The sequence below is a fragment of the Streptomyces ficellus genome (assembly GCF_009739905.1).
In the GTDB taxonomy this organism is placed as follows: Bacteria; Actinomycetota; Actinomycetes; order Streptomycetales; family Streptomycetaceae; genus Streptomyces; species Streptomyces ficellus_A.
The window spans coordinates 651,114-669,159 of the sequence record NZ_CP034279.1; the positions used below are offsets into that span (position 1 = coordinate 651,114).

The following is an 18,046-nucleotide window of genomic DNA, read 5'->3' on the forward strand; positions in this document are numbered from 1 at the left end:
CTTATGAGGCGGGCTGAGCGGGTGCGAGTCGGTCGAAGAGCAGTTGCAGGGCCCCGGTCTCGGGGTGCGGCACGCGGTGCGCCCGTACGCCGAAGACCTCGGCGAGCAACTCGGGCGTCAGAACGTCGTACGGAGTGCCTGAGGCGACGATCCGGCCGTGCTCGATGACGTACAGCAGGTCACAATGCACGGCGGCGAGGTTGAGGTCGTGGAGTGCGGTGAGCACGGTGAGCCGGCTGCCCCGCACCAGGGAGAGCACGTCCAGCTGCTGTGCGATGTCGAGGTGGTTGGTGGGCTCGTCGAGTACGAGGACGCGCGGCTGCTGGGCCAGCGCGCGAGCGATCAGGACCCGCTGCTTCTCCCCGCCCGAAAGCGTGAGGAATCCGCGGTCCGCGAGGTGACCGGCGCCCACCCGCGCCAGTGCGGACGCGCAGGTCTGCCGGTCCTCGACGGTGGTTCGGGCTGCCGCGCCCTGGTGTGGCAGCCTTCCCATCGCGACGACTTCGGTGACCGTGAAGTCGAACTCGGCGACGGATTCCTGGGGAAGCGCGGCCAGGCGACGTGCGCCTTCGCGCGCGCTCATCGCGTGCAGGTCGTCCCCGTCGACCCGGACCGTCCCGGCGGCGGGGCGCAGGGCCCGGTAGACGCAGCGCAGCAGGCTGGACTTGCCGCTGCCGTTGGGGCCGACCAGTCCGACGAGCTGTCCGTCAGCCACGCGCAGGGTGACGTCCTCCACCAGACGCGCGCCCGCGATCTCGACGTTCAGGTCATCGATGTCGATGCGCATCACGCGCCTCCGAAGGTGTACGAGCGGCGTCGCATCAGCAGGACGAAGCACGGCACGCCGATCACCGCGGTCAGTACGCCCACGGGAAGTTCGGTCGGTGCCATCACGACACGCGAGAGGACGTCCACCCAGATCATCAGGATCGCGCCGACGAGCGGTGCGACGGCCAGCACGCGGCGGTGGTCGGCGCCGACCAGCATGCGGACGCCGTGCGGAACGATCAGCCCCACGAAGCCGATCGCGCCGCTGACGGCGACCACGGCGCCGGTGACGGCCGCCGAGACCACGAAGAGTTCCTTGCGCAGCCGCCCCGCGTCCACGCCGAGCGCGGCAGCCGTCTCGTCGCCCATGGCGAGCGCGTTCAGCCGGCGCGCCGACAGCGTGAGGTGGACGAGGCCGGCGAGAACGGCACCCGCGGCGATGGGCAGAGAGGCCCAGTTGGCTCCGCCGAGGCTGCCGAGCAGCCACATCATCGCGGAGCGGGCCGCCTCACCGTGCTCGGCCGCGAACACCATGAACGTGGTGACGGCCGAGAAGCCGTAGTACATCGCACTGCCCGTGAGGACCAGCCGCATCGGGGACAGCCCGCGAGCGGTGCGGGCGATCGCGTACACCAGCATCATGGCGAGCAGCGCGGACAGGAACGCCGCGGTGGACAGCGCCCACATACCGAGCCCGCCCAGCGCGCCGAAGAGGAGGACGGCGTTGGCTCCGACGCCAGCGCCCGAGGAGATGCCGAGAACGAACGGGTCGGCGAGCGCGTTGCGGACCATGGCCTGCACGGCGACGCCGATGGCCGAGAGCCCCGCGCCGACGACCGCGGCCAGCAGGGCGCGCGGGAAGCGCAGTTCCCAGACGATGGTGTAGGCGGGCACCTCGGTGGGGGATATCGCTCCGCCGGTCAGCCCGGACCAGAGGTAGCGCAGCACCTCGCCCCAGGAGAGTCCGGAGGCTCCGATGCCCGCCCCGCAGACGAGGGAGAGCACCAGCACGGCGCACAGGGCGGCGAGGAGAGGTGGCAGCGGCACGCGTGTGGGCGGCGCCGGGCCGCGGCTCGTTCGGGTAGTGTGCGGCGGCGCGGCAGTGCTGCCGTGCTCGACGGATGTGGCCACGGGCGGTTCGCCTTCGCCTCGGGCCGTGCGAGCGCCAGGGAGCAGTCCGCGACACGGTGCGACCGGCGCAGCGCCCTCTCGCAGTCCACGGCGAGTTGTCAGGAGCCTTCACCGCCGCGGGTAATCGGGCTCACGGGTGACGGACCTGCGTACAGGTGCGTCACGCCGCCTACCGTTGCGGGTCAGCGCCGGACTTCGACCGGACTTCCCCCGCGGGGCGGTTGCAGCTTAGCGCGCTCCTGTTGACGCGCCGCCAGGCACCGAGCGGTACGGTTCCTGGCCTCGCCCCGCTCATGGGGTGGAATTCGCGTGGCCTGAGCCTCCAGGCGAAGGGATCAAAGCACTGATCCGGAGTGATTCGGAGGATCTGAGCCAGGTTGCACAAGAGGGAGCCGCCCCGGGCTGCCGGCAGCCGGGGCTGCTGGCAGCTGTGGCGTGGGGGCGGCTCAGGATTTACCGGTTGAGCTGCGCGTCCACCTCGGAGCCGGGTGGCTGCAGTGGCTGCAGTGGCTGCAGGATCGTGCGGAGAGCGACCGCGGGCTCGGCCGGGAACTCGACCTCGAATGCGGCGAGGCGGCCGCCGGGCAGCACCACGACAAGGTCGGGCCAGTGCACGGCGCGGGCACCGACGGGCACGGCGAGCGCTTCCCCGCGCGGGGCTTCGGCCGGAACCTGATGCACGCGAGGTCCGCCAGGAGCCCTACCGCGCTGCCGTGCACGGCTGCCGCTCGGAGAGCACCGTGCGCCTTCGCTCTCGCACGTCGTGATGCGGGCGAGGCCTTATGGGGCCTCGCCCGCGGAGGGGAGTGATGGCCGGTCAGAGGTCGCGGGTGGATCCCGACGCGGCGTACTGGTCGACGTCGAGCAGGGCACCGATCGAGGCGAGGAATCCCAGTTCTCTCGGACCGATCCCGAAGCCGGGTTCGTGCGGGTCCGCATCGGAGATCCACTGGACGAGAGCGAGCCTCAGGATGCACCCCCTCCGGGCCAGCTGTGCCATGCCTGCTTCCGCCGGGAGGATCCTCGGCCAGAGCCGCTCAAGGGCGAGTCCGAGATACTCGTCTTGGCCGACGTCCTCCCTCAGTTCCCAGACGTTGGTTCTGAGGGGGCGCTGGGGGTTGCGGGTGGAACTGCCCTTGCGCCGGGACGTGTCCGGCTGCCGACCGGTGATCTCCGACATCTCCTCGATCGAGATCTCGGTGGACTCGATGCGGAGGATCGCCGAACGCTTGCGCTCCATTGTCAGCACTTCCAGTATTCGCCGCTCTTGTGCAAGAGCGTGGGAATGTAACTCTTCTGGTCCTTGGGCATCAGGAACAAGTATCCGGTCTTCTTGTCGAGGTAGATGTCGTAGTGGGCGATGACCTTGTCCCGGACCTTGGCCTCACGAAGCACTTCCTCCTTGAATTCGTGCGCATCCCCAACCATCTTCGAAAGCTCACCGTCGCCCAGCTTGCGCAGCTTCCCGGGGCTGGTTTCGAACGCAGGCCCCGACTCACCACCGGAGTTGTGGACCAGGAGCGGCTGGGCCCCTGCCAGCACGTAATAGGTGTGCAGGCCCCGCACGGTCAGATTGTAGGCGGAGCGCAGCTCCTCCCAGTGCCGGACCTTCCCGATCTTCACCGAGCGGCCGTCGGAGCCTCGGAGAGTGTCTCCCTCCTTCAAATCGCCGGCTGATGTCCAGGCCCTGGCGTTTACCGACCAGAAGGGGTGGTTGGACGTGCTGGTCAGGGAGCCGCCGCCGCTTGCCGAAGGCAGGCTGATCTCGGTGAAAGCGAGGTCGTCAGGGGTGAAGATGGTGGCGTCGACTCTGCGGGCACCGGACTCCCCCGTGACCGGGTCCGAGGCGAGAACGGAGTCACCGATCGCGATCCGTTCGATCGGCTGGGTCGATCCGTCGCCCATGAGGACCATCGTCCCGGCGGGAAAGCTGTTCTTGGGGTTGCAGGGATTCTTCTTCTTGAAGAAGTTCCCGATCGCCTCGAAGACCTTCTCCGTGTCCACCCCGAATTTCTTGGCCCAGCCCACACCCTTGGCGGCGGCAGCGGCCCAGCCGGCGAACGGGAGCATCGCCGCGCAGGAGAGGGCAGCGTCCTTCGCGGCGTCCTTGCTGCCGATACCGTATTTGGCCAGGTTGGCTTCGACTGCATAGGCGATGCAGTTGACGGCGTCGGCCGGTTCTCCGACCACGGGGAAGAGTCCGATGAGGTCGAGGCTGAGGTGGATGGCGTCCTTGACGCTCATGCCTGGAGGTATGCGGCCGGTGATCAGCGCGAGGATCACGGGATTGAGGCCGGAGTTCGCGTCCTGTTCCGCCTCTTGCCGCATCTGCGCGTCGTAGTCGGCCGCCCGGCCCTCAAGGAGGGCCTGCTGTTCGGCGGTGTAGCGCTCGGTCTGATAGCGGACGACGGTCGCGCGGTACTTGCCGTAGGCCTCCGTGGCGCTCTGGCCGGCGTTGACGGAGGACTGGCGGGCTTCTTCGGCTGCCTGGAAGGCGCTGGCGGCGTAGCCCTGGGCGGCGCCGTAACTGGCCTCGGCGGAGATGGCCGCGTCGCGGGCCCGGCGGGCGCTGACGGTGGCCTGGGACGCGGCCTTGCGAGCGGTGGCGGCCGAGGCGGCGGCGGACTTGGCGGAGGCACTGGCGCGGTCAGCGGCCTGCTGGGCGCGGGTGGCGTGGCCGGCGGCCTGGTTGGCGTATTCGGTGGCGGTGTCGGCGTGGCCGGTGGCGGCGTCGGAGTGGCCTTGGGCCCGTTCGGCTGCGGCCGCGGCGTCGTAGGCGGACTTGTGGGCGAGGGCGGCGGTCTGGGCCGCGGTGGCGAGGATGGACTGGATCTGTTCGATGTGCGCAGCGTTGAGCTGGTCGCGGCGCATGGCCTTGTGGCGGCCGGAGGTGATGAAGGTGGTCAGGGTGCTGTCGGGGCTGGCGAGGGCGGCTTCGGCGGCAGCCTTGACCTCGGGGGTGCCGTCTTCTGCGAAACCGGAGGCCTGGATGCGATAGTCCTCGATGCGGGCCTGGTGCTGGCCCTTGGTGAGGAAGGTGTCAAGGGCCTTGGGGTCGGGGGAGTCAAGTGCGGCCTTTGCCTCTTCCTTGACGACGGCGGCGCCGGCTTCGGCGATCCGGGCGACCTCGACGCGGTTGGCTTCGGCAGCCGCCTGGTACTGACCCGCGGTGAGGAAGGCGTGGACCTGGGCGGGGGTGCCGGTCAGGGCGGTGGTCGCGGCGGTGCGGACGTCCTCGTGGGGTGATTGAGTGGCCAGGAGGTTGACGGCTTCGCGTTCGTCCTCCTCACCGGCCTGCTTCCAGCCGGTACGGGCGTAGGCGACAACTGCCGCGTCGTCGCCAGTGAGGGCGACTTCGGCGGCGGCCCGGCTCCAGGGGCCGCGAATCTGGAGAGCCGTCATGGCCATGGCGCGACCGTTGGCGGCGATCTTCGCGGGGGTCGCGTCCGGCTTGGCGGCCTGGGCTGCGAGGGTGTCGAAGTCGGCCTGGAGCTTGAGGGCGTCCTGCCCGAACTTGGTGATCCTTTTCTTGGCGGTGTTGGTGATCTCCTGGGCGTCGCGCGCCTCGTTGACCATCAGGGCCGTGCGGGTGGCGATCTCTTCGGCTTCGCCCTTGCGGGTGGTGGTCTGGATCTCCTGGGCCTTGGTGACGGCGGCGCTGGCCGCCTGGGCGGCCTTCAGCGCCTCACCCGCGTTGACCTTCGCGGCCTCGGCCGCGGCCTGGGCGTCACCGGCGTGCTGATTGGCCTTGCGGGCCGCGTCGGCCGCCTTGCGCGCGTGGGCGGCGGAGGAGAGGGCCGCGTCGCGGGCCTGGGTGGCCGCGGTGATGGCGTTGTCGGCGTGACGCTGGGCCTCCTGGGAGGCGCGCCCGGCTTCCGCGGCATGCCGTTCGGCGGCGGCTGCGGCCGACTTGGCCCCTGAGGCGTCGGCGCCGGCCTGATTCCGGTAGCGAGCCGCTTCGTTCGCGCTTCCGGCGGCCGCCTTCATGTCCTCGATGGCGTCTAGGGCGGCGGTCAGGGACTTCCGCGCGGCGCTGGCCGTCTTGATCATCGCGGTGAGGCTGTTGGCGATCTTCTCGGCTTCCGTCGCCGCCTTCAGGGCGTCGGCGGCCGCCTTCTCGTTGACCTTGCCGGAGGCCGCGGCCGACCATGCGTCGCTCGCAGCCTTGGAGGCCCGCTGGGCAGCGGTGGCCGCGTTGGAGGCGGCGGCGATCGCAGTCTGGGCGGCGGCGTTGGCCGCTTGGGCGGCGGAGATCGCGGCCTTCGCCGCGGCGGCGGCCCGGCGGGCGGACTCGGCGGCCCGGCGGGCGGCGTCCTCGGCCAGGTCCGCGTCGTTCTTCGCGGCGAGGGTCTCGGCGGCCGCCTTGGCGGCTTCCTTCTTCGCCAGTACCGCTGCGGTTTCGGCCTTCTTGGCCTGCTCCTCGGCACTGGCGCGGGCCTTGTCGGCGGCGGCCGCGGCGTCGGCGGTCTGCTTGGCCAGGTCGCTGATGCTGGCATGTTCCTGGTCCTGGGCGCGGGTGATGTACTGCCCGTAGGCCAGGAAGTCCCGGACTTCGGTGATGCCGGCGTTGAGTGCGGCTGCCGCGGCGCGCTTGGTGGCCGGTCCGCCCGTCATCTCGATCTGGGCGACACGCAGCCGGGCGTCCTCGTCGCGCCTCTTGTACTGGCCCTCGTTGAGGAAGGCACGAATGTCCTCAATACCGCCGTTCATGGCCGCGTCGCCGGCCTCGCGGACGACGACCCCTCCGGCTTCGGTGGCGCGGGCGGCGGCGACCCGCTGGTCATCCTCCAGCGGCTGCTTCCAGCCGTCCTTCATGAACGCGGCCAACTGGTCCGAGGTGCCCTCGAGTGCCTCGGCTGCGGCCGCGCTGACCTCCGGTCCGGCATCGGTGACGAGAGTGAGGGCCGCTTCGCGCAGGTCGAGTTCCTGGGCGGTCTTCTCGCCATCGGTGAGGAAGGCGCGGACCTGCGCGTCCGTTCCGATAAGCGCGGTCTGGGCGGCCGCCCGGACGGCCGGGCCCTCGGTCTTCCAGGACTGGAGGACCTTGGCCCGGTCGGACAGGGGTGATGCCGGCGGATCGGCGGCGCCGACCGGTGCCGCGGAGACGAGAGTGGCCACGAGAGCCAGAGGCAGGAGTCCTCGGGCGGACCTGCCGGCCAACTGGAATCCCCTCCCCCGGGGCCCAGTGCCTGCAATCTGACACACTGAAATCTGTTCCTTCTGCTGGTCGCCGGAGACCGGTTACGCCCCGCAAGGGCGGTGCGCGAGCCGAACCGCTTCCCGACGGTGCGGACCGCACGGGCCCTGCCGCCTTCTGTGTTCGGCTTCCCCAGGCCGAAGGCGGTCAGGAGCCCATCGCGTACGGAGACGTGCGTCGGCTCTGCGGTGAATGTGGTGGTGCGGATGGTGGTGCGCGATCGTTGCGCGAGGCGGCCGGCAGGGCGTTGCCTTCCAAGCCGGCGCCAGCCACGGCCACGAATATAGCTGAGAGATCAGACCGTGTCCTATGTGGTGAAGCGGACGAGTCGCTTCCAACGTCGCGCCCTCGCGCAGCGGCCGCCTGACGAGTAATCAGGTAATGCAAAGGTGCCTATGGCCAGCAAGAACAAGGGTTGTCGAGGTCCTTGTTCCCGCCACTTCCGGAGGCACTTCCCAGGCGAAGAAGCGTATCGGGTCCTACCCGCGTGTCCGCATCAAGGGCAGTGGTCACGGGGTGGTGTCTCAGCCCGGGGCCGCGCTGCTGGTCGAGTCCGCCCGCAAGGCCGCACTCGACCGGGCGGCAGCAACGGCGCTGATGCCGTGGCGACGTCCGCGGGCGGTACGCGATTCGGGAAAGATCCTGCTGGATTTGGCCCTCGCGGCCGCCCCGGGCCGTGACTGCCTCGCGGATGTCGGGAGCTGAGGGCCGCGCCGGCCGTGTTCGCGACTGCCTCAAGGACTGGCCGAGGGGAATGCGACTGATCATTTGCAAGGAACGCTCCCAACTCGGCCCCCGGTTGCGCTTTACCGACACCCACATCGGCACCCGCGGCCCGCGGCTCACAGCGTTCGCCACCAACACCACCGGCATCCTGATCGCCGAACTCGAACGGCGGCACCGCCAGCGCACCCGCGGTTCGCACGCCACTGGCCCCACCTGATCACACCGACGTCCCGGCACGACTCGAAGTCCTCACCCGGCTGACCAGCACATGCCTGCCCCTGCGAGCGACACCACCACAACCTGAGCAGTGGAACCCGGCGTCCACCCGATGCGACAGCCGGGCCATCAACCCGACCGCCACCGACCCGAACAACCGAAACGGCCCGCCGGAGAAACCGACGGACCGTCATGCAAGGTCGCAACTAGCAGCAGATGGCGGCGACGAGACGCAGAAAGGTCAGGTGGTCGCTGGGGTTGGCGTTCGTCATCAGGCATGTCTCGCATCCCGCCGCCCCGCGGCCGCACCTTCGGCGGCTTGATCAGCGGCTCCGTGATCTTCTACATCCGGTCCGGAACAATCCAACTCCAAGTACCGCGGCCCCTACCGACATCAACGACGACTTCACCCCGTAGAACACGGTTCACGTGTCTCGCCCCACACGGGCGGAAGGGTGAACCTGTGGCTATATTGTGCGGCGGCCCCCAGGCGATCATGACCGGCCCGCCTCCACAGCGCGGCCTCCACCACATCGTTGAACCCTCCGCGCAGGCGGGCGGGTTCGTCTTGGAAAGTGAACACAACAGTGCGCATACGCAGATGGTTGCCCATGACGATGGCGGCGCTCGCCGTCACCCTGGGAATGCCCACCACTACGGCCACCGCGGCCGGTGAAACCCCGCCGGAAGCGCCGTACGCCGTCGAGGACGGGACCTACCCCAACCGCGCCGACGTACTCGGACTGACCGGCGCCGACCTGATCGCCGGCGACGGGAACATCACTTTCACCTCTTGCGCCGGCCCCTACCAAATCAAAGTGTGGGCGGTGAAGCTGAAGACCAACGAGTCCAGGATCTGCTTCGCGGCCGACAAGACCGGCTACCTGAAGGTCAACATTCCGCGGGCCTACCGCATCGAGACCGTCGGCCGTGATGTCAGGGCAGGCGTATCCATCGCCAATACCACCGAGGACCTCACCATCGCCCGGAACACTTCCAAGGGCTTTGGAGAGGCCGACCTCAGCGACCCGAAGCAGGCGGTCCTGCTGGAAATGCGGGTCACCGGGGCCACCCCGACCACTCCCGGTGCCTCGGGGGACATCACCGGACTCTCCTTCACCGGCCGCCTGGACATCGGTGACGTCAAGCACTGCACGGCCACCCTGGTCGACCCCCAGTGGGTGCTCTCCGCCAAGAGCTGTTTCGCGGACAAGCCCGCCGAGAGCAACACGGTGGCCGCGGGTGCGCCGAAGGAGAAGACCACCGTGGTCCTGGGCCGGCGGCACCTCGGCCTGATGGGCGGTCACACCAGTGAGATCGTCGAACTCGTACCGCACCCGGACCGCGACCTGGTGATGGGGCGTCTGGCCGCACCGTCGACGATCCCGCCCGCGGTGGCATCCGCCGCCGGGCCCGCCGCCGGTCAGAAGCTCACCGTCGCGGCCTTCGGTCGCACCGAAACCGAGTGGGTGCCCGCCGAGCGCCATGACGGCGCGTTCACCACCGGCACTGTGGCGTCCACCGGCTTCGACCTGGCCCCGCAGGACCCGGCGGCGGCGAGCGTGTGCCAGGGTGACGCCGGTGCTCCCGCCGTCCGCCAGGTTGCTGTACGCGAGTTCGAGCTCGTCGGCATCGTCAGCCGGGCCTTCAACGGCAACTGCCAGGGCGGCACCGAGACCCGGACCGGTGCCTCCGCCGTCCGCGTCGACGACCTGTCCACGTGGATGCTGCAAACCCGCAGCGGGAAGACCTCCACCCTCCTGCAAAGCGGTGCGAACCTCTACCAGGGCCTCCGTTTGGCCGACGGTTCCTGGACCGGCTTCACCGACGTCCAGTCCGCTGCCGGTGACATCGGAGGCATCCGCACCGCCACGGCCGCCGGCATCGGCTCCAGCACCCACGTCGTGGCTGTGGGCACCGACGGCCGCCTACACCACACCATCCGCCGGATCGACGGCACCTGGACGCAGTTCGGCGACATCGGCGAGGTAGCCGGAGTCCTCGGCAGCCTCACCCAGGTATCCGCTGTTTCCGTGGGCAACGACCTGCACGTCTTGGCGCTGGCAAACGGCAAGGTCTTCCACACCCTGCGCAACGCCTCCGGGCACTGGAGCCCCTTCGGCGACATCTCCACGGTCACCGGGCCGATCGGCGCCGTGACCTCCCTGGCCACAGCCAGTGTCGGCGGTCAGCTCCAGGTTTCCGCCGTCTCCAACGGCAAGGCATTCCACACCATTCGCACGGCCTCCGGCCACTGGAACGGCTGGGGCGACATCTCGCAGGTGGCCGGAGCGACCGGTGCCATCAGCTCCATCGCCATGGCCGGCATCGGGGCCGAGGCCCACATCGTGGTCGCGACCGACGGCGGCACCCGCCAATACCACGCCCTGCGCACCGCTACCGGCCACTGGGAGCCCTTCGCCGAGCTGAAGTCCATCCTGGGCACCGTCATCGTCAAGTCCGTCGGAGCGGCCGGCGTCGACGGACAGCTCCAGCTCACCGCGACCACCTCCACCGGCAAGCTCCTGCACACCGTCCGCCGTGCCGACCGCACCTGGAACCCGACCACCCAGATCACCCCCCAGGGCGTTGCCGGCACCCTCGCCGCCACTGCTGTCACCGGAACCCTCTAGCCCCGGACACCCCTGCGGAAAGGCGCCCCGACCGGCCACCCTTCCGCAGGGGTTCTCCCGCAGCACACCGGCGCGGAGGTTGACCCGGTTCGCCGGTTCGCCGGCATGCTCGACAACCGCGACGCCACTCTCCTCCCGGGCTTGCTCGTCGGGAAAATCTCGCCAGAGCCGTGAGCGTACGCAGTTGATGATGCGCTGACCACGGGTTCTCGTCACGCCACCGTGATGACAACCTTGCCCGAGGTGTGACCGTTCTCGACGGTGGCGAGGGCGCCCGGGGCGTCGGAGAGCGGGTGGACCGCGGTGATCACGGGTGCGAGGAGTCCGTCGAGGGCCAGCCGGGCCGACCGCTCCAGGTTCTCGCGGTCGACGCGACGCTCGACGAACCGCCCACCGAGATCGGGCACGGACATATCACCCACAGCGATGACGTTGCGAGGATCCTGGGCCAGCGGAGCGACCGTCCGCAGCGAGGCGCCTCCGACCAGGTCGACGATCCCGTCGAAGCCGTCCGGAACCAGCTCGCGTGCCGCGGAGACGACGTCCCCGGCCCGGTAATCGATGAACCGCACCCCGATGGCCTCCGCGTGCTCGCGTTTGGCGGTACTCCCGGTGCCGATCACACGCAGCTCGCGCCCGATGGCCAGCCGGGCGACGGCGAGGCCGACCCCGCCCCCCACGCCGTTGACCAGAACCGCGGCACCGGCCGGGAGGCCGAGCTGGTCGAGCACGTCCACCGCGGTCGTCCCGGCCATCGGCAGCGTCGCCGCCACGGTCGCGGACAGACCCTCCGGAATGCGCGCGGTATTCGGCGCGGACAGCACCGTCGTCTCGGCGTAGGTGCCGCCACCAGTGAGTGCGAAGCCGAAGACCGCGTCACCCACCTCGAGCCCCTCGACGTCCTCGCCCCGCGCGAGAACCGTTCCGGCCGCCTCCATGCCCAGCACCCGGGGAAACGGGCGCCCGCCGTCGAGCCCGTCGACCAGGCCCGAGCGCAGAAGGTGGTCGAGGGGATTCACGCCGGCGGCGTCCACCCGTATCAGCACCTCGCCGCGATCGGGGTCAGGATCGGGGCGATCGAAGAACTCCTGCACCTCGGGCCCGCCATGCCTGCCGAAACCCCATACTTTCCCCATCTTTCCGCCGCCTCTTGTGTGACCGACCCGGTGATTCCGAGTGTTGTCGCCATCCTCACCTCTGACATCGATGTAAGAGGCAAGCGACTATGGCGCAGGTCACAGCATCAGGCCGACCGTGCCACCGGCTCCGGGGGCGTGGACAGCTCCGCCCGGTGCCGGCTGTTGGCCTTGATCAGCACGTCGAGTGCATCCCGGGTCGCGATCAGGTGCGCGATGTCGGCGTCGATCCGGTCGCGCTCGCGCATCAGCGCCGTGAACGTCTCCTCGGCGACGCCCAGGTCACCCGGGACGTCCACACACGGCAGCACCGTCACGATCACCCGGCTGGACATTCCCGCGTCGAACAGTTGCCGGATGAGGGACACGCGCTGGACCGCAGCATCGGAATAGTGACGCTGCCCCGCGTGGGTGCGTGAGCTGGTCAGCAGGCCCTGCTCTTCGTAGTACCGCAGTGAGCGCGGACTCACGCCCGTGCGCTTGGACAACTCGCCTATCCGCATCCTCGGGAGCCTACGCCCGCGCGCTTCAGGTGTTCTGTGGTCCGGGTGCGCCTCGACCTACTGCGCGAAGTGCTCCCGAGACCACCCCTTCCTGAACCGCGTCCAGGGCCGCCGTTGTACCCGGCACGCGGTGTGACCGGTGACCAGCGCGGTACCCACAGGCACTCAGCCCGGTCGGAAGAGGCCGTCGATCGCCGGTACCGGAATGACGCCACCCGACGTCGGCCTGAGCGACTCGGACGTACGAACCAAGGGTGACGGTCCCCGTATCGGCCGGTCAGGGCCCTTGGGCGCTGTCAGACTCCCGAAAGGCAACGCGCCGGCAGGGCGTGAGCGAGACGGGGGCGGCGAGACGGGGTGGGCGTGACCGAGCGCGGTACGACAGGTCGTGCCGCTCCGGACGAGACGGGGCCGGGCGCCACGGACCATGGCGTCCCGCGCGCACGTGCGACGGCGGAGGGCCGACCGGGCGGGTGGCAGCGCGGCGATGCGCCCGGGGGGCAGCGGCGAGGCGACGAACCGGGCCGGAAACGGTCGGGCGCAGGCCCCGGCGAGCAGCGGCGGGACGAGGGGCGGCCGCGCGCGGCGCCGGTGCACGTGGCGTGCGTGATGGACGGCAACGGCCGCTGGGCGCAGCGGCGTTCGCTGCCGCGCACGGCGGGGCACCAGGCTGCCGAGGCCGCCATCATCGACGTCATCGAGGCGGCCCGGGCCGCCGGCGTCGGGTGGCTCAGCCTGTACGCCTTCTCGACCGAGAACTGGGGCCGCCCCGGCACCGAGGTCGACTACCTGCTGCGCCTGGTCCGCCGGGTCGTGCGGAAGCACGCGCCGCTGCTGCTCGCCCGGGGCATCCGCTGCCGCTTCCTCGGGGTCGCCGACCCGCGCATCCCCCGCGAACTGGCCCGCGACTTCGACGACCTGACGACGCTCACCGCCCACAACCGGGGAATGACGCTGACCGTCGCCTTCGACCACGGCGGACGCCGGGACATCGTCGAAGCCGCGAGGTCGCTGATCCGCAGCGGAACGCCGGCCGACGAAGTGACCGAGCGGCTCTTCGCGGACCACCTGCCGTTCCCGGACACCCCCGACGTGGACCTCGTCATCCGCACCTCCGGCGAGCAGCGCATCTCCAACTTCATGCTCTGGCAGGTCGCCTACGCGGAGTGGATCTTCCCCGAGGTGCTCTGGCCGGACTTCCGGGCCCCCGACTTCCTCGCCTGCCTGCACACCTACCGGCGCCGCGACCGACGCTTCGGCGGCGTGGCGCCCCGGACGGACGGAGACCCATCATGACGACCGGAACCACGGGAACGGCCGACGAGGCACCCCTGTTCGGCCCGGAATCGCAGTTCCACGCCTTCTTCGACGACCCGCGCTGGGCTCTGGCCATGATCCGCGCCACGGTGCTGGAAGCCGCCCACCCGCAGATCGGCGCCGCCCTCGTCGACAACTCGACCTTTGTCGCCCATCCCTGGCGACGGCTGCGCAACACTTTCCTCAGCATGCGGCGCATGTTCGGCGCCGATCCGGCGGTACGCGAACGGGAGGCCGCCCGGCTCAACCGGCTGCACGCCCGCATGAGCGGCTCCGACTCGCGTGGCCGCGCGTACGACGCCATGGACCGCGCGGCCCGCGCCTGGGTGGTCGCCACCCTCTTCGAGAGCGCCGTCACCATGTGCCGGCTGAGCGGCCAGCCGCTCGACCAGGACACGATGGAGCGGATGTACGCGGAGTACCGGCTGTTCCTCGCCGCGCTCGACGGCGACGCCGGGGAACTCCCCGTCGACCTCCACCACTTCTGGCGGTACTTCGACCGGATCGTCGAGGACGAGTTGGAGAACACCGAGGCGGCCCGCGTCATCCTCTACCGGCTCTTCGACCACCTGCCCGCGCCGGCGCTGCTCGACGGCGCGCCGACGCTGTGGGCGGCCGGCCGGGCCGTCGCCGGGCCGCTCCTCGGCGCGATCACCGTCGCCTCGCTTCCCGAGCCGTACCGGCGCCGGGCCGGGCTGCCGGAGATGCCCGGCGCGACGACCGTCATGCAGGGCGCCTACCTCGCCGCCGGGCTGGCCCGCTTCCTCCCCGCGGGCTGGATCAACGCCGAGGGCATCATCGAACTGCTCTCGCTCTCGCCCGACAGCGACGACCCCCGGGCCCGTAGCGTGGCCGCCCTGCGCGACCGCATGAAGCGGGCGTCGGCCCTGCTCCGCCTCCTCTCACCACTCGGCGCCGACCCCGACTCCGACTCCGGCCACGCCGCCGCACCTTCGGCGGGCCGGCAGAAGGGCGGGCGGTCGGCGGAGGAGTTCTTCCGCCAGGTGCTGGACCAGACCGGCGACGGCCTCCTCGACTGGCCGGACCTCGCCGCCATGGCCCGCGAACTCTCCACCCGCCTCGATCTGGACGAACCCGCGGAGACCCGGCTCTACGACGCCTTCGCGGCCTGGTGGCGCGAGCTCCAGGCCGCTCTCGACACGGACGGCGACGGCCGCGTCAGCGCCGACGAGTACGCCGCCGCCGTCCCCTCCCTCGCCGGACCCGCGCTCATCCGCGTCGCCGAGGTGCTCTTCGACGCCACCGACAGGGACGGCAGCGGGTCCATCGACGCGGACGAGTACCGCACCCTCTTCCGCACCGCCTTCCACCGCGACCTGACCGTCACCGACGGCACCTACGGCCGGAGCGCGTTCGTGGGCGACTTCGTCTCGTTCATGTCGGGCCGCCGCACGAGCACCCCGTACGACCCCCTCCTCGCCGACGCCTAGGGTCTTTCGTTCGGAGCAGGCCTGCACGGGGGAGTGGCGCGGCGTTGGGTGCACGGGGGACGTCGGCGATCGACGCGTGCATACGTTCCGATCTGGAGGCACTGGCGGTGGAACGGAGCGGCGTCGTCCCTCTGGCACGGGCGCTGGCGGGGGGCGGGGTGGGGGTGGGCGGTGTGGCGAGAAGGTGGGTCAGGGGCGCTCGATCCGCGCGGCGTCGTCCTCGAGGTCGGCGACGGTCCCTGACATGATCGTGCGTACGTTCCTGGTGATGTGCTGCACGGACCAGTCCCACCACGCCACGGCGAGAATCCGGGCGACGTCCGCGGCGTCGTACCGCGTACGGATGACCCGGGCGGGGTTGCCGCCGACGATGCCGTAGTCGGGAACGTCACCCGTGACCACGGAACCGGCGGCGATGATCGCGCCGTGACCGATGCGTACACCGGGCATGACGGTGGCGCCGTGGCCGAACCACACGTCGTTGCCGACGATCGTGTCGCCCCGGCCCGGCAGGCCGGTGATCAGGTCGAAGTGCTCCGTCCACGAGCTCCCCATGGTGGGGAACCGGAAGGTGAACGGTCCGTCAGTACGGTGGTTGGCGCCGTTCATGTCCCCAGCACGCAGTACTTGCCGATGACGAGCTGCTCGGGACCGTAGTGGTAGAGCACGTTGCGCGTCTCGAACGCGGTCGAGTCGTCCGGTGATCTGACCAACTCAACCGTGAGATTCAGGACTCCCTGGTCGTACAGCCGTCGATCCCGGTGGTCCTGATGGCCGCCTCGTTCCACTCCGAACAGGCTGGGCGGGCCCAGGCGCGGCTGTGGGCGGACCGGTACGCCCAGTGCGAGATCCTCGTCGAGCGTGCCGTCGGGCGCGGCGAACTCCCCGCCGGCCCCACCGATGCGCGAGCCTGCTGATCGCCGCCACCGCGCCGCTCTACCACCAGGTCGTGCTCATGCGCGCCACCCCGGACCCCCGGCTCCCGGAACGCGCAGCGGAAGCCGCGGTCCTGGCGGCTGCCGCCGGCGCCTTCTCCGTCCGCCGGGAGGGGAGTGCGTGATCGCAGCGGCAGCGACGCGAACGTGAACGCACTCGGACCCGCAGGGGCGCTGCCGGTCGATCGGCCACGCCTGCGTCGGTCGGGGCCCGTGTCAGCGAGCCGTGCGGCGTGCAGCACCCGGCCGTCGCCGACTTCGACGTGTACGTGGCTCCGGTTGGCGGTCCCGCGCGTGCGGCAGCGACAGGCGGTGAAGTGCACCGACTGGTGGCAGGCGACGCACGGGGCCGCGCCGTCGGGCCGGCGGCCAACCGCCCCGGCGGCCACCGGCGCGCCTTCCTGCACCAGCCGCGCGCCTGCGCCGACGGGCTTCTTCACCTACATGCCGACGTGGCCCTCGGACCGCGCCGCCGACCGCCGGCCGAGCCAAGGACCTGTTCCGCACACTGTCGGTCAGCCGTGCAACCATCGGCTGCGTTGCGGTGTCTTCACACTGTGCAGAAGATCAACTTGGGCCTTACGGCGACCACGACAGCAGCGGTACTCGCGCTCCTCGACGTCACCACACCCATGCCCGCGCTCGCTGACGACAGCCCGCCGCCCCGGGCCGCTACGGCCGAGGCGACGATGAAGACCGGCGTGGTGTGGAACGACCCCACCGCCGGTGCCGCGAGGCAGTACGCGATACGCGATCACCTGGTCAAGCTCATCGACGGCGCGACGGTCGGGTCCGACATCAAGATCTCCGCGTACGTGCTGGGAGGGCGGAACGAACCGGACGGGACCAACAAGCTGCGGGACAGCCTGGTCAACGCCCACCACCGCGGGGTGAACGTCCAGCTCATCCTGGATAGTGAGAGCAGCAGGTACTGGGAGAGCGCGAGCGTGTTCACGCACCTCGCCGCCCAGCTCACAAAAGCCACGGGCAAGAACAACGTCTCGTGGTTGCGCATGTGCCCCTTCACCCCCCGGGACGTCAGCAACCCCGCGGACAAGGACGTGGATTCGCAGGCGTGCCTGGCGAAGGACCCGAAAGCGGACGACGACTGGGGAGGGGTGAACCACAACAAGTTCTATCTGTTCTCCGAGACCACCGGCACCGGCACCGAGCCGGTGAAGAACGTGGTCGTGCAGACCTCGGCGAACATGACGAGCTGGGACGGCGAGTACGCCTGGAACGACGCGCTCAGGGTGGTCGGGAACCAGGCGCTGTACGACGCGTACAAGCAGTACTTCGATCTCCAGGCAGCCGCGCAGGCGGACCGCTCCAAAGTGGAGTCCGACGTGCGGCTCGACACCCAGGCCGGCCGGGCCAAGGCGTACTTCTTCCCCCGGGCCGAGGACGTCATCGTCAACATCCTCAAGACCGTGGACAACCCTGTCCCCGGAGAGTCTCTTCCTTGCCGAGGCAACTCCGCAGGGGTTGGTACCGAGGGCCGACACACCGTGGTCCGCGTCGCGATTCACGGAATCACCCGACCCGAGGTTGCGGACGCACTCGTGGCGCTGGACAAACGCGGGATGCTACGTGGACGTCGTGTACCGCACACTCAGCGACGACGTCCGGTCCAAGCTCGTGAACAGCGGTGTCACCCTCCACCAGTTGCACAGTGAGGAGCGTTCGGACACCCTCAAGTCCACGCACAGCAAGTACCTGCTCATCGAGGGGACCTACAACGGCAAGATCGACCAGAAGATCGTCTTCACCGGCAGCCATCCTTACACCAAGTCGGCGCTGACCACCAACGACGAAGCGCTGCTTAAGTGGGACGACTCCGCCCTCGGGAACGTGTCGCACACGGCCTCGGTGTACACGAACTACCGGTACAACTTCTGGGCCCAGCGCGCCGCGGCCGACGCCCAGCCCCAGCCGCAACCGCAACCGCAACCCTAGGACGCCATCTCCCGTGGTGGGTCCGAGGTAACAGCCGGGGGTGAGGCCGAGCCTGAAGCCAGCGCACGTCCAAGGGA

The 18,046-nt window shown here is 70.2% G+C and carries 13 protein-coding genes and 3 pseudogenes; 8 read left to right on the forward strand and 8 right to left on the reverse strand.

The window, feature by feature from the left end; genetic code table 11:
• Window position 1: 1 nt before the first annotated feature.
• From EIZ62_RS02845 to EIZ62_RS32700, 5 genes are all read right to left on the reverse strand, one after another.
• A complete protein-coding gene (locus tag EIZ62_RS02845; protein ID WP_156691135.1) occupies window positions 2-787 on the reverse strand; it encodes an ABC transporter ATP-binding protein in 786 nt (261 codons plus the stop codon).
• Window positions 787-1,815, reverse strand: coding sequence for a FecCD family ABC transporter permease (locus EIZ62_RS02850; protein ID WP_208827742.1), 1,029 nt, complete (start codon window positions 1,813-1,815; stop codon window positions 787-789). The genes EIZ62_RS02845 and EIZ62_RS02850 overlap by 1 nt, the downstream gene beginning before the upstream one ends.
• Window positions 1,816-2,352: 537 nt before the next feature.
• Window positions 2,353-2,580, reverse strand: coding sequence for a hypothetical protein (locus EIZ62_RS02855; protein ID WP_156691137.1), 228 nt, complete (start codon window positions 2,578-2,580; stop codon window positions 2,353-2,355).
• A gap of 136 nt (window positions 2,581-2,716) precedes the next feature.
• Complete coding sequence (locus tag EIZ62_RS02860; protein WP_156691138.1) at window positions 2,717-3,139, reverse strand: DUF4279 domain-containing protein; 423 nt, start codon at window positions 3,137-3,139, stop codon at window positions 2,717-2,719.
• A gap of 2 nt (window positions 3,140-3,141) precedes the next feature.
• The gene (locus EIZ62_RS32700; RefSeq protein ID WP_280117727.1) at window positions 3,142-7,017 is read right to left on the reverse strand and encodes a polymorphic toxin-type HINT domain-containing protein; all 3,876 of its coding nucleotides are present in this window, start codon (window positions 7,015-7,017) and stop codon (window positions 3,142-3,144) included.
• Window positions 7,018-7,567: 550 nt separating this feature from the next.
• Here EIZ62_RS32700 and EIZ62_RS02870 point away from each other — a divergent pair.
• From EIZ62_RS02870 to EIZ62_RS02880, 3 genes and pseudogenes are all read left to right on the forward strand, one after another.
• A pseudogene (locus tag EIZ62_RS02870) lies at window positions 7,568-7,821 on the forward strand (transposase); the annotation flags it as partial.
• A 29-nt stretch (window positions 7,822-7,850) separates the two neighbouring features.
• Window positions 7,851-8,039: a hypothetical protein gene (locus EIZ62_RS02875; RefSeq protein ID WP_156691140.1), complete on the forward strand. Its 189-nt coding sequence runs from the start codon at window positions 7,851-7,853 to the stop codon at window positions 8,037-8,039.
• 610 nt (window positions 8,040-8,649) lie between these two features.
• The gene (locus EIZ62_RS02880) at window positions 8,650-10,671 is read left to right on the forward strand and encodes a trypsin-like serine protease (RefSeq protein WP_156691141.1); all 2,022 of its coding nucleotides are present in this window, start codon (window positions 8,650-8,652) and stop codon (window positions 10,669-10,671) included.
• A 212-nt stretch (window positions 10,672-10,883) separates the two neighbouring features.
• On the opposite strand, the gene EIZ62_RS02885 is transcribed toward EIZ62_RS02880, so the two are convergent.
• Window positions 10,884-11,807 carry an NADP-dependent oxidoreductase gene (locus tag EIZ62_RS02885; protein WP_156691142.1) on the reverse strand — a complete coding sequence of 308 codons (924 nt, stop codon included), beginning with the start codon at window positions 11,805-11,807 and terminating at the stop codon, window positions 10,884-10,886.
• A 107-nt stretch (window positions 11,808-11,914) separates the two neighbouring features.
• Complete coding sequence (locus EIZ62_RS02890) at window positions 11,915-12,310, reverse strand: MerR family transcriptional regulator (protein ID WP_156691143.1); 396 nt, start codon at window positions 12,308-12,310, stop codon at window positions 11,915-11,917.
• Window positions 12,311-12,901: 591 nt separating this feature from the next.
• Between EIZ62_RS02890 and uppS the strand changes: the two genes are divergently transcribed.
• Window positions 12,902-13,606, forward strand: coding sequence for a polyprenyl diphosphate synthase (gene uppS / locus EIZ62_RS02895; protein ID WP_280117765.1), 705 nt, complete (start codon window positions 12,902-12,904; stop codon window positions 13,604-13,606).
• Window positions 13,603-15,078 (forward strand): oxygenase MpaB family protein, encoded by a 1,476-nt coding sequence (locus EIZ62_RS02900; protein WP_156691145.1) that lies wholly within the window; start codon window positions 13,603-13,605, stop codon window positions 15,076-15,078. The genes uppS and EIZ62_RS02900 overlap by 4 nt, the downstream gene beginning before the upstream one ends.
• 189 nt (window positions 15,079-15,267) lie before the next feature.
• On the opposite strand, the pseudogene EIZ62_RS02905 reads toward EIZ62_RS02900, so the two are convergent.
• A pseudogene (locus EIZ62_RS02905) lies at window positions 15,268-15,779 on the reverse strand (CatB-related O-acetyltransferase); the annotation flags it as partial.
• A gap of 12 nt (window positions 15,780-15,791) precedes the next feature.
• Between EIZ62_RS02905 and EIZ62_RS02910 the strand changes: the two are divergent.
• From EIZ62_RS02910 to EIZ62_RS02920, 3 genes and pseudogenes are all read left to right on the forward strand, one after another.
• Window positions 15,792-16,138: pseudogene (locus tag EIZ62_RS02910) on the forward strand (TetR-like C-terminal domain-containing protein); the annotation flags it as partial.
• 432 nt (window positions 16,139-16,570) lie between these two features.
• A complete protein-coding gene (locus EIZ62_RS02915) occupies window positions 16,571-17,689 on the forward strand; it encodes a phospholipase D-like domain-containing protein (protein ID WP_156691146.1) in 1,119 nt (372 codons plus the stop codon).
• Window positions 17,679-17,969: a phospholipase D-like domain-containing protein gene (locus EIZ62_RS02920; protein ID WP_156691147.1), complete on the forward strand. Its 291-nt coding sequence runs from the start codon at window positions 17,679-17,681 to the stop codon at window positions 17,967-17,969. Before EIZ62_RS02915 ends, EIZ62_RS02920 begins: the two co-directional genes overlap by 11 nt.
• Window positions 17,970-18,046 lie beyond the last annotated feature (77 nt).

Coding starts and splice junctions, on each gene's coding strand:
- EIZ62_RS02845 (WP_156691135.1), bottom strand. CDS start 787: ATGCGCATCGACATCGATGACCTGAACGTCGAGATCGCGGGCGCGCGT.
- EIZ62_RS02860 (WP_156691138.1), bottom strand. CDS start 3,139: ATGGAGCGCAAGCGTTCGGCGATCCTCCGCATCGAGTCCACCGAGATC.
- EIZ62_RS02875 (WP_156691140.1), top strand. CDS start 7,851: ATGCGACTGATCATTTGCAAGGAACGCTCCCAACTCGGCCCCCGGTTG.
- EIZ62_RS02880 (WP_156691141.1), top strand. CDS start 8,650: ATGACGATGGCGGCGCTCGCCGTCACCCTGGGAATGCCCACCACTACG.
- EIZ62_RS02885 (WP_156691142.1), bottom strand. CDS start 11,807: ATGGGGAAAGTATGGGGTTTCGGCAGGCATGGCGGGCCCGAGGTGCAG.
- EIZ62_RS02890 (WP_156691143.1), bottom strand. CDS start 12,310: ATGCGGATAGGCGAGTTGTCCAAGCGCACGGGCGTGAGTCCGCGCTCA.
- EIZ62_RS02900 (WP_156691145.1), top strand. CDS start 13,603: ATGACGACCGGAACCACGGGAACGGCCGACGAGGCACCCCTGTTCGGC.